Origin of the sequence: Gottfriedia acidiceleris (assembly GCF_002128425.1) — a bacterium.
Taxonomy (GTDB): Bacteria; Bacillota; Bacilli; order Bacillales; family Bacillaceae_G; genus Gottfriedia; species Gottfriedia acidiceleris.
The window spans coordinates 182,604-198,877 of record NZ_NESS01000005.1 but is presented as its reverse complement, the minus strand read 5'-3'; the positions used below and the strand labels follow the sequence as shown (position 1 = coordinate 198,877).

Here is a 16,274-nt window from a genome sequence, read left to right as displayed (position 1 = left end):
AAATCAGTTAACAAATTCATTGGGGAAGCTTCGGGTAAAGTATAAGTGTAAAATCATCAAGTTTTTGATGTTGTTCTTTTTGATACTCAACTTTAAATAAAACTGATTTCAAGAGACGATTTTTAAGTTCTATATCAGTTGTTTTGTAATACAAATCTAACACTTTTTCAAAGGTTGGAATAACTTGTTCATTTAGCAGCTCTCTATTGTTGTATATAGCCAGTTCATCCAAAATTAATGTCTTACTATTTGAAAGTTCTTTTAGTCGATTAGAGAGGATTTCAGAACGTTCACTGTAGATTGATTCATCATAGACACCACGTTCTAGTAAATTGAATAAATTATTTTTTTGTTTTATTAATTCATTTAAATCATTTTCTATTTGTTTAAGTGCTTGCTTTTTTAAATTAATCACTTCAAAATCTTCCTGGTCGGTTTGATTCGTAAAACTTATTTTATATTCTTTTAACCAAATTTCCAACCCTTGTAGGAGTCTCTCTTCAATTAAATGAGTATATGAAGATCGAGTGTTACAACGATTATTTGTACACACAATTTGTCTAGGCTTACCTTTTGGATAACGCTGCTGTAACTTTGATCCGCATTTACTGCAAAAAATTAATCCAGCGAGCTGATTACTTAATTTACTATTATAAGGTGCATGGTATCGACTATTTAAAATATCTTGTGCTAAATTGTATAGATCAGGATCAATGATTGCTTCATGTTTTCCATCAACAATTAACCATTCAGATTTTGGTTTTCTTATACCCTTACTTGATTTTTTATTCCAAGTCACCTTACCAATATAAATAGGATTTTTTATCATCTCCAAAATTGAATGGTAACTCCATTTTTTTCCAGTATAGGAGGGGATATTCATTTGGTTTAAACGGTTAGCTATTTCATTTGCACCAATCAAGTCCTTCGTATACCATTCAAAAATACTTCTCACTACTTTGGCCTGATTGCTATTAATACGTAAAGAGCGGAATTCCTTCGTCTCATAAATCTCATATCCATAAGGTGCAAAGGTTCCGATATAATTTCCTCTTTGGACTGATAAAATTCGACCACGTTGAAGCCTACGAGTAATTATTTTTAATTCTTTTCGCGCCATAAATGCCTCAAACTCACTGTATTCCTCATCAAATTCATCATGAAGATCATAGGTCTTTCTTGGGGTAATAATTTTTGTTCTAGATGATTTGAACGTTTCTAAAATAATACCCTGTTCCTTCATATTACCGCGTCCAAGACGATCCATATCCATTACTAACACACCATCATATTTAAATTCTTCAACTTCTTGTAAAAGCTTTAACATTTCTGGCCGATAAACAAGCGATTCCCCGGAAGCAATTTCCTGTCGGATACAGATTATATTTATATTATTTTCCTTAGCGAATTTTAAAAGCTGCTCTTTATGCTTTGATAAGGTCTCACCTTCACCTCTAGCCTCTGCATCTAAATCTGCACGGCTTTTACGCAAGTACAATGCAACTCGTTCCATTTAATCACCTCATAGACTATATATATGTCAAATTAAGGAATTAATTAATTTTTGAATCAATAGGCAAAAAAAGGTTGGTTAGTCCGTAATAAAACTAAACATACAATGAATTATGGGGGTGGTGATACTGAGTAAACAAACAGAATTTACTGCTACCTATCAATTTGGAAAAACAAAAGTGAATATAATTGCGCCAAATGATGTTACAGAAGAAAATAGAAAGAAAATAATTGAAGAAGTCCATACAGTTGGTTGGAAGATTGTTAAACAAGAAATGTATAAAAAAGATGACAAGTAAGTTGAATTTAGCAAGCACCTAAAATAGGGTGCTTTTTTTATTCGATAGGATCTATTCCTCTATGAAAAGTACTTTACAACGGTAAAAAACTAAATATGCAATCATTTTATGTGCAGATATAATAATGACCATAATCATGATGATTCAATTATTTTTAATTACTTCTGAGACAGATTCTTCAAAAATCTGTCATTTTTTTTACATAACAGTAGTAATTATAGTGATAGTGATTCTAAATATTCATCAAAGAGAGGAATGTTGATTATTATCGAATATCATTTGAAAAAACAATTTTTTACAATGGAAAAGTTGATCGAACGAAAACTTGCTGATCATTTAATTTCAAATGTAAGAATAAAAGATGTCTTAGAACTAGCTTATAATAACTGGGCTTTAGATTATGCTAAAGGTGTAGTTGCTTTAAATCTTACAAAAGGTGAATTAATAGGATATTCAGTTAAGGGTACAAATAATAGAACTAGAAGCGATAATGAGATTATTATTTTTGAACTTGATGCAAATGTTGATGTTGAGGATGTTACTGTATTACTGGGGAATATTGGAGTTCGAGCTGTACGAACATTTTTTGAAATCGACGATGAAACTTTTTCAAATAATATGGTATTTTGGACTGAAACCTATTTACGGTTTCATAATTTGACGATTAAATCAATTAGAGATCGTTTTTTAAAGGTGTTATATACTGATTATAAACAAACCTTTTATAATACTTGCATTAAAAAACAACTTGATTATGTTTACGCTAAATATATCGTTCATTACAATCATTAGGGTGAGATCTTAAAAATTATTTTTACTAAGCTTAATTTTTTGTTTCAATCCCCTTTTAAATCCTTTAATCAACTCCTTTTTAAGTCAATTTTTCTGTGTCCTAAACCAATGATATTCCATTTAAATAGGTATTATCCTCTAAGTCATAATTTAATGCGTTTAATGAGTACAAAAAATATCTATTTTATTCCCTTTGGTCAAGATGATCCAATAAAAAAACCAAATTCATTAGTAGCAAGAATGGATTCATTACTTGATACAGTGAAATCTTCTATTGAAGGAAAACAACTTCAACCTGTTTTAGTTGAAAAATATCGTGATCTCCAATAAATATTTTAGAAAAAATAGGACTGAATTATTTTTTCTATGTTAGAATGAAAGAAAATTGAGTATGTGTCATAGGATACATACTCGTTACTATGAAAAGAATTATTCAAGCGAAAACCTTTGAATATCAACTTCATTTGACGTAAACTATTTAATAAAAGTGAAAACAGGGATGGTGCAAAAAAAGTGGGGAATAAACAAAGTTATGTAGTAGCCGTAGTAGGTGCAACTGGAGCGGTTGGACAACAAATGATTGCAACATTGGAAAAAAGAAATTTTCCAGTAAAAGAAATTAAATATTTATCTTCAAAACGTTCTGCAGGAACAAAATTAACATATAAAGGTCAAGAAATTATTGTTCAAGAAGCTACTCCTGAGGCTTTTGAAGGTGTAGATATTGCTTTATTTAGTGCTGGTGGCTCTGTATCAAAAGAACTAGCTCCTGAAGCAGTTAAAAGAGGGGCAGTAGTAGTAGATAACACTAGTGCATTCAGAATGGCTGAAGATGTGCCATTAGTTGTACCTGAAGTAAATGACAAAGATTTATTTAATCATAAAGGTATTATTGCAAATCCGAATTGTTCAACAATTCAAATGGTTGTTGCCCTTGAACCAATTCGTCAAACAATTGGTTTAAATAAAGTAGTCGTTTCAACTTACCAAGCCGTTTCTGGTGCTGGCGTAACAGCAATTGAAGCTTTAAAGGAACAAGCGCAAGCATTCTTAAATGGTGAAGAAGCAACTCCATCAGTATTACCGGTAAAAAGTGGTGAGAAACATTATCAAATTGCTTTTAACGCAATTCCACAAATCGATGTATTTACTGACAATGGATATACTTATGAAGAAATGAAAATGATTAATGAAACTAAAAAAATCATGCATTTACCTGAATTACAGATTAGCGCGACTTGTGTAAGACTTCCTGTAATTTCTGGTCACTCTGAATCTGTATACATTGAAGTTGATAAAGAAGTATCGGTAGCTGAACTTAAATCACTATTAAGTGATGCACCTGGAATCGTTTTACAAGATGATCCAGAACAACAACTATACCCAATGCCATTTTACAGTATTGGAAGTAATGAAGTATACGTAGGACGTATCCGTAAAGACCTAGATAATCCATTAGGTTTCCATTTATGGATCGTTTCAGATAATCTATTAAAAGGTGCTGCTTGGAATTCAGTGCAAATTGCTGAAAGATTAATTGAGTTAAGCATCATTTAGTGAAAACTGCTAGAGAGGTGCAAGGATGAAAATATTAGTCCAAAAATTTGGAGGGACTTCAGTACGTGACGAAAATGGAAGAAAGCACGCACTTAAGCATATAAAAGAAGCATTAGAAAAAGGATATAAAATAGTTGTAGTTGTATCTGCAATGGGACGAAAAGGTGAACCATATGCAACAGATACACTATTAAATCTAGTTGGCGCGAAAAAAAGTAAGGTTACACAAAGAGAACTTGATTTATTAATGTCATGTGGTGAAACAATTTCATCTATTGTTTTTTCAAATTTATTGAATGAAAATGGTATTCATGCTATGGCAATGACAGGTGCTTCAGCAGGTTTCCGAACAAATGATGAATTTGGAAATGCAAAAATACTTGATATGAAATGTGGCCGTCTAATTAAAGAGCTAGAAAACTTTGATGTTGTAGTAGTCGCAGGATTCCAAGGATCAACAACTAATGGTGATATCACGACATTAGGTAGAGGTGGAAGTGATACTTCTGCTTCTGCTCTTGGGGTTGCTGTTGGCGCAGAAACAATCGAAATCTTTACTGACGTTGAAGGCGTAATGACAGCAGATCCAAGGATCGTAAAAGAAGCAAGACCTTTATCAGTTGTTACTTATGCTGAAATTTGTAATATGGCATATCAAGGAGCGAAAGTAATTCATCCAAGGGCTGTAGAAATCGCAATGCAGGGGAAAGTGCCAATTCGAATTCGTTCAACTTATTCAAATAGTTTAGGTACACTAGTAACATCGAATCCTACACAACGAATTATTGGTGAAAATATTCAAGATCGTTTAATTACAGGAATTGCACATGTACCGAATGTTACTCAAATTAGAGTAACTTCAAAGGAACATACTTTTGATTTACATTCTCAAGTATTTAAAGCAATGGCAAATAAAGGAATAAGTGTAGACTTTATTAATATCTCACCTAATGGTGTAGTATACACTGTAAGTGATGAAGTTGCTTCAAAAGCAATTGATGTATTAAAAGGAATTGGCTATGAGCCTTCATACACAACAGGATGTGCAAAAGTATCAATAGTTGGAGCTGCGATCGCAGGAGTACCTGGCGTAACTTCAAAAATTGTAACTGCACTAGCTGAAAAAGGCATACAAATTTTACAATCAGCTGATAGTCATACGACTATTTGGGTGCTTGTCAAAAATGAAGATATGGTCGAAGCAGTTACTGCACTTCATGATGCATTTGAACTTAGTTCAGTTAAAGTGGATTAATATTTGATCGGAGTGGAACAATGAGTAGATTTGGTAAAATTTCAACAGCGATGGTAACACCTTTTGATTCAAAAGGAAATATTGATTTCGCAAAAACAACAAAACTTGTGAACTACTTAATTGAGAATGGTACGGATTCAATCGTAGTTTGTGGAACAACTGGAGAATCTCCAACGTTAACTTCAGAAGAAAAATTAGCATTAATTAGTCATGTTGTTTCAACTGCAGATGGAAGAATACCTGTCATCGCGGGTACAGGAAGTAATAATACTCGTGAAACAGTTGAATTAACAAAAAAGGTTTCTGCTTTAAGCGTAGACGCAATTATGGTTGTTGTACCTTATTATAATAAACCAAATCAAGAAGGACTGTATCAGCACTTTAAAGCGGCAGCTGAAAGTACTGAACTACCTGTAATGCTATATAATGTACCAGGTAGAACAGTGGCTAGTCTTTCTGTAGACACAGTAGTAAGATTAGCAGAAATTCAAAATATAGTTGCTATTAAAGACGCTACTGGCAACTTAAGCATAATGACGGAAATTATTGACCGTACGCCTGAAGATTTTGAATTATATTGTGGTGACGACGGATTAACGCTTCCTGCATTTGCAATTGGTTCAAAAGGAACTGTTTCTGTAGCTTCACACGTGTTAGGAAATGAAATGCAGCAATTAGCTGAAAGCTTCTTTACAGGAGACATGGCTAAAGCACAATTCTTACACCGTAAACTACTACCATTATTTGAAGGATTCTTCATGGCTCCAAGCCCAGGTCCAATTAAAACAGCTTTACAAATGAAAGGTTTAGATGTTGGTGGAGTTCGTTTACCACTTGTACCACTTTCAGAAGCTGAACGTACAACTTTAAGTATCTTAATTAACAAATTAGACGAAGCATTACAAAATAATTAATAACAAAAACCACTTACGTCCTATCCGATTAAATTGGATGGCGTAAGTGGTTTTTTATTTTAGAGATATGGGTAAAAAGATTTTACTAATTGAACGGATTTAAAATACACGTATTATAAGCTTATTGATTATTCAACAACAAAAAATCCGATAAAACAACGAATTCTCCTATTGGATCACAATAAATGGTCTCATCATTTCGTAATCCTCGTGTTCCAACATATGGCAGTGCCATACATATAATCCTGTAAATGGCCCAAACCTCATGATTATTCTAGTTATTTGGTTTGGATTAGATTGAACAGTGTCCTTCCATCCACGTTCTTGCACTTCAGGTGGAGTAGGTGGACCTGTGTAATGTATAATCCTTTCTTTTTTATACTTTTCTACATCAAAGTTTCTTCGATCTAAAATTTGGAAATCAATTAAGTGAATATGGATAGGATGAGCATCGGGCGTTAAGTTAATAAAATACCATATTTCGATCGCTCCTACTTTCGGATTTTCTGAAATGGGGGCATCCCAATGTTTATTATCCAATAACATAATTTCTCGTCCATACTTATCCATCTTGTGATCTAATGTTAAGTATCGCACCAATGAAGCTGACCGTTCATTTATTTTTTGATAGGGCACCATATTAGCTGGTATCATACTCGTATCCACATTTGATAACGGCAAATTAACTTTAAATTGCATCACAACTCCCGTATTTTCATCAACAGGTCTTCCTGTTGGAAAAGGGGTAGGAGCATCACTGTGCATAATAATTTTCTTACCTTCAAGATTCGTAAAATCGATGATTACTTCTGCTCGTTCCGAAGGTGATAACATGAGCTCATTTATTCCAATTGGATGTTGTATGAATCCGCCATCTGTTGCGATTTGATACATCAGTTGACCAGAATCAAGCTTAATTCGAAAAAAGCGTGAATTAGATCCGTTAAGTAGCCTAAATCGATATTTTCTTGGTTCCACACTTAAATAAGGATGGACTTTACCATTTACAATCACTGTATCACCAACAAATTCAGGGATAATAGACGTTTGTAGTTCTTTGATTGGTTTATCTGGTTGGTTTGGATAATAAAGTGAACCATCATTATTAAAACTTTTATCTTGTATCATTAATGGGACATCATATTTCCCATTCGGTAAATTTAACTTTCTTTCCCTCTGATCACTAATTAGATAGAATCCTGCTAATCCAGCATAAATATTAAGCCTTGTAATGCCAAGTGCATGATCATGATACCAAAGCGTAGATGCGCTATCGCAATTATCGTATCGATAAACTTGCTTTCTAAAATAACGTCCAACTTGTTTATAATCTTTTGTAAACCAAGCTTCAGGATAGCCATCGCTTTCAGATTCAACACAAGCACCATGTACATGCACTACCGTCCTTACTTGAGGGACATCAAAATGAGCACCATGAACAGTATAGTCTATAGGAAATAAGTGTTTATCTGGGAGATCATTGATCCATTTAATAAATACTATTTCACCTTTTTCTACTTTAATTGTAGGTCCCGGATAGCTTCCTTCGTAACCCCAAACAGTTGAGTCATTTAACTCGCTATGGAGTGATTGCTTGAACTCGGACATCGTTACTTCATAATAAGTATAAAATTGATCTTTCCAGCGGGGTTTTAAAATAGGAGGAATGGGTAGTTCGTCTACAAATTTAGATAGATTCATTTTTACGGATTGATCTACTTTACCGATACTGGATAAGTGAGTTTCTTCATAATTACTGGATGGAGGATGGGTATATTGTTTGGGGAATTTGTTTAATTTATGGGGTTCTCTTTCATTAACATTCATATTTATCCTCCTTTTCTAACATATTCATATTCCTGTATTAAGTAAAAATTGACCATTCCATCTAAATAAATAAAAGAATTTAACTATTAAAGTGAGATACTTTTTGAACAACACTATAGGGGCATAAGAGAATTTTAGAAATCTGAAAATATGATTACTATGGTAGTAAAATTGTCGAAAGGTACTCTATATTTGTACCAATTAATACAAGTAGTCTTTAATCCTAGCCTTAAGAAGGCAAGCTGAAGTGGAAACAACAATTTTTCTTTTCAATGTTATTCATAGCTACTTGAGAGTTGAAAAATGATTAAAAATACATACCCAAAGTAATCCGATTTTCCTATTTAAGGAAGAATGTATCTTGTTTTACCTGATCGGACTAGGATATAATGTTTGTAAGATTTTGAACGGTCTGTAAATTTAAAGAATTAACTAGGAGGAACAGGTTGTGGTGAAGGAAATGAAAGAACAAGTAAAAGTTTTTGCCCTTGGTGGGGTAGGAGAAATCGGAAAAAATATGTATATAGTCGAAGTTGGTGAATTGATTTACGTGTTAGATGCAGGATTAAAGTTTCCTGACCAAGAAATGTACGGAATAGATCATGTCATACCAGACGTAAGTTATTTAGAGAAAAACGCACATAAAATAGTAGGTGTTTTTATAACACACGGGCATGAAGATCATATTGGTGCGATTCCATATATTATGAATAAACTTCCACAAGTAAAGTTTTATACTAATAAATTAGCTTATTTATTTATAAGAGAAAAATTAAGTGAAAAGGGTATTAAAAACCTTGAGCAATTTGAACTATATGACGAAACTACTTTATTAACATTTGAAAATAGTTCAATTAGTTTTTTTAGGACTACTCATAGCATTCCCGATTCATTTGGATTTTGTGTAAATACGCCACAAGGTGCGGTAGTTTTTACTGGAGACTTCAAATTTGATCAATCAAAAAGTCCTTATCCAGGTGCAGATTTAGGAAAACTAGCATTAATTGGAGATAAAGGTGTATTATGTTTGCTATCTGATAGCACAAACGCAGAAAGACAAGGCTTTTCAGGGTCTGAGAAGAAAGTATCGGAAGAAATTAAAAAAGAAATAATGAATGCAAAAGGAAGAGTTTTAGTAGCTTGCTTTTCTTCAAATATATATCGAATCCAACAGGTTATTAATGCAAGTGTAGAGGCTGGGCGAAAACTAGCAGTAGTCGGAAGTAGTATGATGAAATCGATTGAAATAGCGAAGGAATTAGATTATTTATCAATCCCTGATGATGTAATGATTTCAGTTGTGGATACAGATAACTATAAAGAAAGAGATATTGTCATCCTAACAACGGGCACACAAGGAGAACCGATGGCAGCCCTTTCAAAAATTGCTAAAGGTACGCATAAACAAGTTTCAATTCGAAAAGGTGATACTGTACTTATGGCAGCAACACCTATACCAGGAAATGAAATGTTAGTTGCCTCTTCTGTAAATCTATTATTTAGAGCTGGTGCAAATGTAATTTATGGGTATAAAAAGGTACACGTATCTGGTCACGGGTATGAAGAAGAATTAAAATTAATGCTTGAATTGATGAAGCCTAAATATTTCATACCAGTTCATGGTGAATATCGAATGCAAAAAGCACATTCACATATTGCAGAAGAAGTAGGGATGGCAAAAGAAGATATTTTTATTATTGAAAAAGGGGACATCGTTTCGTTTAAAAATGGTCAAGCTTCTCGAACTGAAAAAGTCGAAGTTGGCAACGTTTTAATTGACGGAATTGGTGTCGGTGATGTTGGAAATATCGTATTACGTGATCGTAAGCTACTTTCTCAAGATGGAATATTAATCGTTGTCGTAACGTTTAACAAGCAAAAGAAAGCAATCATATCTGGTCCAGAAATTATAACTCGCGGCTTTGTTTATGTTCGTGAGTCCGAAAAATTAATAACTAAATCAACAGAAATTGTAAAAGACATTACAGAAAAAATGTTACAGAACGATCAAATTGAATGGACATTATTAAAAAATTCAATTAGAGATGGATTAAGCGCTTACTTATATGAAGAAACAAAAAGAAGACCAATGATTCTTCCAATTTTAATGGAAGTATAATTTTAAATGGTCATTACTTCTTACTCCTAGATGGGTATGTTTTCCTTATTATTTTCACATACTAACTTGTATGAAAAATGATAGGGGGAACCGTTTTGACAAATTCAAATAATGAAACACCTATTCCAAACGAAGAAGCACCTCCAAAGCCAAATGATCAAAAGGATATGAGCATTGTTGAAAAAATTCAGCAGTTAGGACAAACAAATGTTCCAGCAAGCAATGATTCAAAAATCCATTGTTTAACGATAATTGGGCAAATTGAAGGACATGTAGCATTACCACCTCAAAATAAGACAACTAAATATGAACATTTAATTCCGCAATTAGTTGCGATCGAACAAAATCCAAAAATTGAAGGATTATTAATTGTTCTTAATACTGTCGGTGGAGATGTGGAAGCCGGCCTAGCGATATCAGAAATGATTGCCACATTAACGAAACCTACTGTATCAATCGTTTTAGGCGGAGGACATAGTATCGGAGTGCCAATAGCAGTAAGTACTGACTATTCATTTATTGCTGAAACGGCAACAATGACAATCCATCCAATTCGTCTAACTGGTTTAGTAATTGGTGTTCCTCAAACGTTTGAATATCTTGATAAAATGCAAGAAAGGGTAACTCGTTTTGTTACGAAGCATTCAAATATTACTGAAGAACGTTTCAAGGAATTAATGTTTACAAAAGGTAATTTAACAAGAGATATTGGCTCAAATGTGGTCGGTGGAGATGCAGTAAAATATGGACTAATTGATGATGTAGGTGGGATTGGGCAAGCACTAAGTAAATTGCAAGAATTGATTGACGAACGAAAAGAAAAGTCTAATAAAGAGGAGAATGAGTTTTGATTCTTTATACAATTATGCCAATTGAATCGATTTTTCCTGTTGATCAACAAGAGTTCACATCGCAGCAGTTTTTGGAATACAATGGTGTTCCAATGTTGGTTGATAGTGTTGGGGGTACAGCTTTTGAAATTAAAAGAATTGTAAGTACTGATCCCGAGCATTATATGCAATATACACCTGGTCAAAGAATTTTAGTTCTTCCAACATGAGGTAATTATTAACAATACATGGTAAACATATGTTCTGATATGTTATAATAAATTCAATTTAAGAAAGCAGCCAAAAGGCTGCTTTCTTTGGCGAATCTGCAAATTTAGATGGGGGTGAATTACATGGCAAAGCAGAAGCAGCAAAAGTCAAAAGCTCGAAAATCAGTAAGTGGAAATGGTTCAATATGGTATGAAATTAGTGGATTAATATTTTTAGCACTATCAATCGTAACAATTTTAAAGCTTGGTATTGTAGGTAAAGCCTTTGTATTATTCTTGAGATTCTTCTTTGGAGAATGGTACATGCTTAGCTTTCTTTTTATTATCGGTTTATCTGCATATAGCATTATTTATCGAAAAAGACCTCCATTTGTTTCGAGCATTACGATTGGTGGATTGTTAATCTTCTTTAGTATATTGATGTTTAGTCATGTTACTCTATTTGATTTATTAGCAAAAAATAATCAATTTCATGATCAATCTGTCATAAAAAGTACGCTAGATTTATTCTTAATTGAAGCCAAAGGTAAAATTAGTACAGTCGATCTTGGTGGAGGGATGATTGGAGCGATACTTTTTGCAGTTTTATATTTCTTATTTGATCGAACCGGTGCGATTTTATTCGGTATTATTGCAATTGTTGCTGGCGTTTTATTTATTACTGGTAAGCCACTTGGCGGTTATATATATCAATATATAATGCCAAAAGTAAGAAATTTAATTTCAGATAGCTGGAAGGATTTTGCAAATTTCTGGAAACGTGGTCGTGAACAAAAAACGACTAGTAGACGAGCTGAAGCTAAGCAAAAGAGAAAAGCAAAGAAAGATGCTTACGAAGATAATGATGAAGAAGTGACAGACAGTAATAGTCTAAATTATCAAGCTAAAAATTCATTTGAAGATGAGACCATCGAGCCGAAAAAAGAGATTCAAATTGAATACTCTCCTACATATCAACCACCAAAGGAACCAGAATTGATAATCGCAAATAATTCGAATCAAATTCAGGCTCATTTTGCAGAGGAAGACGATCAGTCAATCGAATTGCCAGTTGCAGAAGTAGGAATTGATGATAAGGTAGATTACGTATTGCCTTCAATGGACTTATTAGCCTACCCAAAGGGTGCTAAAAAACGTGAAAATGAGTCTAAATTAAAGGAAAATGCGGACAAGCTTGAAAGAACATTTCAAAGCTTTGGTGTAAAGGCTACAGTAACAAAAGTACATCATGGACCTGCGGTAACAAAATATGAAGTATATCCAGAAGCAGGGGTAAAAGTTAGTCGTATTGTAAACCTTAGTGATGATTTAGCACTAGCACTTGCAGCTAAAGATATTCGAATAGAAGCTCCGATTCCAGGTAAATCTGCAGTTGGAATTGAAGTGCCTAATACGAATATAACGACTGTATTACTTAGAGAAGTTCTCGAAGCGAAAAATCCGAAATTACAAAATCCATTAGCTGTATCGTTAGGGAAAGATATCGCAGGTGATGCTGTATTTGCAGAGCTTAATAAAATGCCGCATTTATTAGTAGCTGGGGCGACAGGTAGTGGGAAAAGTGTATGTATAAATGGAATCATTGTTAGTATCTTAATGAATGCAAAACCGTCTGAAGTAAAGCTAATGTTAATTGATCCGAAAATGGTTGAATTGAATGTTTATAATGGTATTCCTCATTTGCTAACACCGGTTGTAACGAATCCTAAAAAGGCTTCACAAGCGTTACGAAAAGTTGTTAGTGAAATGGAAAGAAGATATGAGCTATTTTCTCATTCAGGTACTCGAAATATTGAAGGTTATAATGAATTAACTAAACAAAATAACACGATGACTGATTCTAAACAACCTTTACTACCATTTATCGTCGTGATAGTTGATGAGTTAGCTGATTTAATGATGGTAGCTTCGAGTGATGTGGAAGATTCAATCACCAGATTAGCTCAAATGGCTCGTGCAGCGGGAATCCATTTAATTATTGCTACACAAAGACCATCCGTTGACGTTATTACTGGTGTCATTAAAGCAAATATACCATCACGAATTGCTTTTAGTGTATCTTCTCAAACAGATTCTCGTACTATACTTGATACTGGTGGAGCAGAAAAACTACTAGGAAGAGGAGATATGCTTTATCAACCAATCGGTGCATCTAAACCAATCCGAGTACAAGGAGCATTTTTATCTGATGATGAAGTTGAAAGAGTAGTCGAGTTTTCAATCTCTCAACAAAAAGCTCAATACCAAGAAGAGATGATGGTAAAAGAGGAAAAAGATGGGAAATCTGAGGTGAATGACGATCTTTATAATGAAGCTGTTGAGTTAGTAACAAATATGCAATCAGCCTCAGTTTCACTACTTCAAAGAAGATTTAGAATTGGTTATACAAGAGCTGCAAGATTAATTGATGCTATGGAAGATAATGGAATAGTCGGTCCGTATGAAGGTAGCAAACCTAGGGAAGTATTAATTAGTAAACCAGTAGAAGATGAGCAAGCCTTGTCTTAACAAAAAGAAAAAATTGTCGAAACATTATTGACATTTTTAGACATAGAATGATATTATTTCTTCAGATAAATTGATAGTCCTCATATAATATCGACATGATGGGTCGGAAGTTTCTACATTGCAACCAATATTTGCAATACTATGGGGAAAAGGCATTATTATGGAGAAATGATTCATATTTACGAAATCAAAACTCTTATAATCTAGCTTTTTCACTAAGTGGAAGTGTAGATTATAAGAGTTTTTTTATGTTATATATGAACAATTTATTCATTATCGAAATAAAAAATAAAGCGTTTTCAAAAAAGTGTTGAAATGATTAAAAAATAACAGTATAGTAAAGAAGGATTATACGACAGATGTCTAACAACTGATGTCTGAAATCCGAAGTTTGGGGGATGGGAAATGAAGATTAAAACAGATACCAGATTACTTTATCTCCAGGTGATGGATCGAATAAAGCAGGATATTGAGAATGGTATTTATTTGCCACATCATAAGTTACCATCAGAGTATGAGTTATCTAAAATATTTGGGGTTAGCAGAGCAACATTAAGAGAAGCATTGAGAGTTTTAGAAGAAGAAAATATCTTAGTTAGAAGACACGGAGTCGGGACATTTGTGAAACCGAAACCAATTTTTAGGACAGGCATTGAACAATTAAGTAGTGTCTCAGAAATGATTGTTGAAGCAGGTAAAGAGCCTGGTACAATCTTCCTATCTTCTAAACTACTAGTTCCTACGAAAGAAGATTTAAAAAGCTTCACAATCACAGAAGATGATCGTATGCACGTAGTAGAAAGAATTCGAACAGCGAATGGTGAACCTGTAGTTTATTGCATTGATAAATTACCGACTAATTATTTTAAACAGGTTCCATCATATGAAGATCATTCGTTTTTTTCATTCATCAAAAAAGAAACTGGTCGAAATATCGAATATTCAAGTGCAAGAATTGAACCAATAGGTTATCACGATAAAGTATCTCCTTTATTACAGTGTGAACCAGATGTTTCATTATTATTAATTGAACAATTACATTTTGACGACTTAAACCGTGCTGTTTTACATTCTTATAATTACTTCAGAGCGGATCAGTTCAGCTTTAATGTCTTAAGAAAAAGAAATTAAATTGAATAGCCAAAATTACATATAGGAAAAATAGTTTTGGCTGGTTTTCAACTATTGTTTACTGAAAATTTCATGAAATTATTAGGGAGGTGGATCGTTAAGGTAACGATTATAAACCAAGCTAGTACAAATGTAAATAAAAATTTAAGGGGGCAAAAATTTTTATGAAGATGAAAAAAGTTGGTCTTGTTCTTTCAATGGCCTTAGCAGCAGGTACAATTTTAGGTGCTTGTGGTAAAGGTGGAGATACTAAAGACGCAAAAGGTGCATTTAAAGTAGGGATGGTAACTGACTCAGGTACAATCGATGATAAGTCATTTAACCAAGGTACTTGGGAAGGAATCCAAGCTGGAGCAAAAGATTTAGGTTTTGATCTTAAGAAAGATACAAAATACTTAAAACCAGCTGGTGAAACTGAAGCTGATTACTTAAAAGAAATCGGTAACTTAAATGACGCAGGATTTGAATTTATTATTACTCCTGGTTATAAATTTGAAACAGCTATTAATAAAGCGCAAGATAAATATAAAGATGATAAATTTGTAATTATTGATGGTACACCACACACTGCAGATGATATGACACCAAATGTAAAAAAGAACACAGTTTCAATTTTCTTCTCAGAACATGAAGCTGGTTACTTAGCTGGTATCGCAACAGCAGTTCAATTAAAAACTGGTGATGTAGGATTTATCGGTGGTATGGAAATTCCTGCAGTACAAAAATATAACTGGGGATTCCAACAAGGTATTAAATATGCAAACGAAAAACTTGGAACAAGCATTTCTTTAAAAGCTAATAATGTAGTATATTCTGGAAGCTTTACAGACAAAGCAGCAGGACAACAAATTGCAGCTCAAATGTATGACCGTGGCGTTAAAGCAATTTTCACTGCAGCAGGTGGAGTTGGACAAGGTGCGATTACAGAAGCTAAAAACAGAGTAGCTAGTGGAAAAGAAGTTTGGGTTGTCGGTGTTGACGTAGATCAGTACGCTGATGGTGTTTATAAAGATAACAAATCAGTAATCTTAACTTCTGCTATGAAAGGTGTAGCTAAGGCTGCTTCTGATATGGTAAAAGCTGAAAAAGATAAAAAATTCCCTGGTGGACAAACTTTAACTTACGATGCGAAAAATGATGGTATTGGTTTACCAAAAGAAAATCCAAACTTAAGTGATGAAACTTTAACAACAGTATCTGATGTTTTCAATAAAATTAAGTCTGGTGAAATTGTAGTAGCAAGCGAAAGAGGAAGTTTAATTAAATAATTATTAAGTTTCTAATTAATAAATGAAGAAGA

General features: G+C 33.4%; 13 protein-coding genes, 1 pseudogene and 1 riboswitch. Of the genes and pseudogenes, 12 read left to right on the top strand and 2 right to left on the bottom strand.

The genetic code is table 11. The annotated features are described in order from the left end of the window. Nucleotides 1-16 precede the first annotated feature (16 nt). Entirely contained in the window at nucleotides 17-1,513 is a 1,497-nt protein-coding gene (locus tag B6K90_RS11565; protein ID WP_088012910.1) for a recombinase family protein, read from the bottom strand. 121 nt (nucleotides 1,514-1,634) lie between these two features. On the opposite strand from B6K90_RS11565, the gene B6K90_RS23710 reads away from it, so the two are divergent. The 6 genes and pseudogenes from B6K90_RS23710 to dapA all read left to right on the top strand — a co-directional run bounded on the left by B6K90_RS23710 (nucleotide 1,635) and on the right by dapA (nucleotide 6,329). Beyond that, nucleotides 1,635-1,811, top strand: a complete 177-nt coding sequence (locus B6K90_RS23710) for a hypothetical protein (RefSeq protein WP_167555348.1) — start codon at nucleotides 1,635-1,637, stop codon at nucleotides 1,809-1,811. A gap of 258 nt (nucleotides 1,812-2,069) precedes the next feature. Beyond that, the gene (locus B6K90_RS11560; protein WP_088012909.1) at nucleotides 2,070-2,603 is read left to right on the top strand and encodes a hypothetical protein; all 534 of its coding nucleotides are present in this window, start codon (nucleotides 2,070-2,072) and stop codon (nucleotides 2,601-2,603) included. Between the two features lie 147 nt (nucleotides 2,604-2,750). Continuing rightward, a pseudogene (gene spoVFB / locus B6K90_RS11555) lies at nucleotides 2,751-2,933 on the top strand (dipicolinate synthase subunit B); the annotation flags it as partial. A 183-nt stretch (nucleotides 2,934-3,116) separates the two neighbouring features. Then, the gene (asd, locus tag B6K90_RS11550; protein WP_088012908.1) at nucleotides 3,117-4,160 is read left to right on the top strand and encodes an aspartate-semialdehyde dehydrogenase; all 1,044 of its coding nucleotides are present in this window, start codon (nucleotides 3,117-3,119) and stop codon (nucleotides 4,158-4,160) included. Nucleotides 4,161-4,185: 25 nt separating this feature from the next. Beyond that, nucleotides 4,186-5,415: an aspartate kinase gene (dapG, locus tag B6K90_RS11545; RefSeq protein WP_088012907.1), complete on the top strand. Its 1,230-nt coding sequence runs from the start codon at nucleotides 4,186-4,188 to the stop codon at nucleotides 5,413-5,415. 20 nt (nucleotides 5,416-5,435) lie between these two features. Continuing rightward, the gene (dapA, locus tag B6K90_RS11540) at nucleotides 5,436-6,329 is read left to right on the top strand and encodes a 4-hydroxy-tetrahydrodipicolinate synthase (RefSeq protein WP_088012906.1); all 894 of its coding nucleotides are present in this window, start codon (nucleotides 5,436-5,438) and stop codon (nucleotides 6,327-6,329) included. 168 nt (nucleotides 6,330-6,497) lie between these two features. Here dapA and B6K90_RS11535 read toward each other — a convergent pair whose 3' ends face one another. Continuing rightward, nucleotides 6,498-8,030: a multicopper oxidase family protein gene (locus B6K90_RS11535; RefSeq protein WP_088013105.1), complete on the bottom strand. Its 1,533-nt coding sequence runs from the start codon at nucleotides 8,028-8,030 to the stop codon at nucleotides 6,498-6,500. A 574-nt stretch (nucleotides 8,031-8,604) separates the two neighbouring features. Here B6K90_RS11535 and B6K90_RS11530 point away from each other — a divergent pair. From B6K90_RS11530 to B6K90_RS11505, 6 genes are all read left to right on the top strand, one after another. Then, nucleotides 8,605-10,275: a ribonuclease J gene (locus tag B6K90_RS11530; protein WP_088012904.1), complete on the top strand. Its 1,671-nt coding sequence runs from the start codon at nucleotides 8,605-8,607 to the stop codon at nucleotides 10,273-10,275. 167 nt (nucleotides 10,276-10,442) lie between these two features. Beyond that, complete coding sequence (locus tag B6K90_RS11525) at nucleotides 10,443-11,126, top strand: ClpP family protease (protein WP_235821793.1); 684 nt, start codon at nucleotides 10,443-10,445, stop codon at nucleotides 11,124-11,126. Beyond that, nucleotides 11,123-11,335, top strand: coding sequence for a YlzJ-like family protein (locus B6K90_RS11520; RefSeq protein WP_088012902.1), 213 nt, complete (start codon nucleotides 11,123-11,125; stop codon nucleotides 11,333-11,335). Before B6K90_RS11525 ends, B6K90_RS11520 begins: the two co-directional genes overlap by 4 nt. 123 nt (nucleotides 11,336-11,458) lie before the next feature. Beyond that, nucleotides 11,459-13,843 (top strand): DNA translocase FtsK, encoded by a 2,385-nt coding sequence (locus B6K90_RS11515; RefSeq protein WP_088012901.1) that lies wholly within the window; start codon nucleotides 11,459-11,461, stop codon nucleotides 13,841-13,843. Between the two features lie 60 nt (nucleotides 13,844-13,903). After that, nucleotides 13,904-14,005, top strand: a riboswitch (purine riboswitch). 243 nt (nucleotides 14,006-14,248) lie between these two features. Continuing rightward, complete coding sequence (locus B6K90_RS11510) at nucleotides 14,249-14,974, top strand: GntR family transcriptional regulator (protein ID WP_088012900.1); 726 nt, start codon at nucleotides 14,249-14,251, stop codon at nucleotides 14,972-14,974. 164 nt (nucleotides 14,975-15,138) lie between these two features. After that, on the top strand, nucleotides 15,139-16,242 hold the full coding sequence (locus B6K90_RS11505) for a BMP family lipoprotein (RefSeq protein ID WP_088012899.1): 1,104 nt from the start codon (nucleotides 15,139-15,141) through the stop codon (nucleotides 16,240-16,242). Nucleotides 16,243-16,274: the final 32 nt, after the last annotated feature.

Bases quoted from the DNA above. Each gene is read 5' to 3' on its own strand.
- B6K90_RS11525 (WP_235821793.1), top strand. From the start codon at position 10,443: ATGAGCATTGTTGAAAAAATTCAGCAGTTAGGACAAACAAATGTTCCA.
- B6K90_RS11535 (WP_088013105.1), bottom strand. From the start codon at position 8,030: ATGAATCTATCTAAATTTGTAGACGAACTACCCATTCCTCCTATTTTA.
- dapA (WP_088012906.1), top strand. From the start codon at position 5,436: ATGAGTAGATTTGGTAAAATTTCAACAGCGATGGTAACACCTTTTGAT.
- B6K90_RS11515 (WP_088012901.1), top strand. From the start codon at position 11,459: ATGGCAAAGCAGAAGCAGCAAAAGTCAAAAGCTCGAAAATCAGTAAGT.
- B6K90_RS11565 (WP_088012910.1), bottom strand. From the start codon at position 1,513: ATGGAACGAGTTGCATTGTACTTGCGTAAAAGCCGTGCAGATTTAGAT.
- dapG (WP_088012907.1), top strand. From the start codon at position 4,186: ATGAAAATATTAGTCCAAAAATTTGGAGGGACTTCAGTACGTGACGAA.
- B6K90_RS11505 (WP_088012899.1), top strand. From the start codon at position 15,139: ATGAAGATGAAAAAAGTTGGTCTTGTTCTTTCAATGGCCTTAGCAGCA.
- B6K90_RS11510 (WP_088012900.1), top strand. From the start codon at position 14,249: ATGAAGATTAAAACAGATACCAGATTACTTTATCTCCAGGTGATGGAT.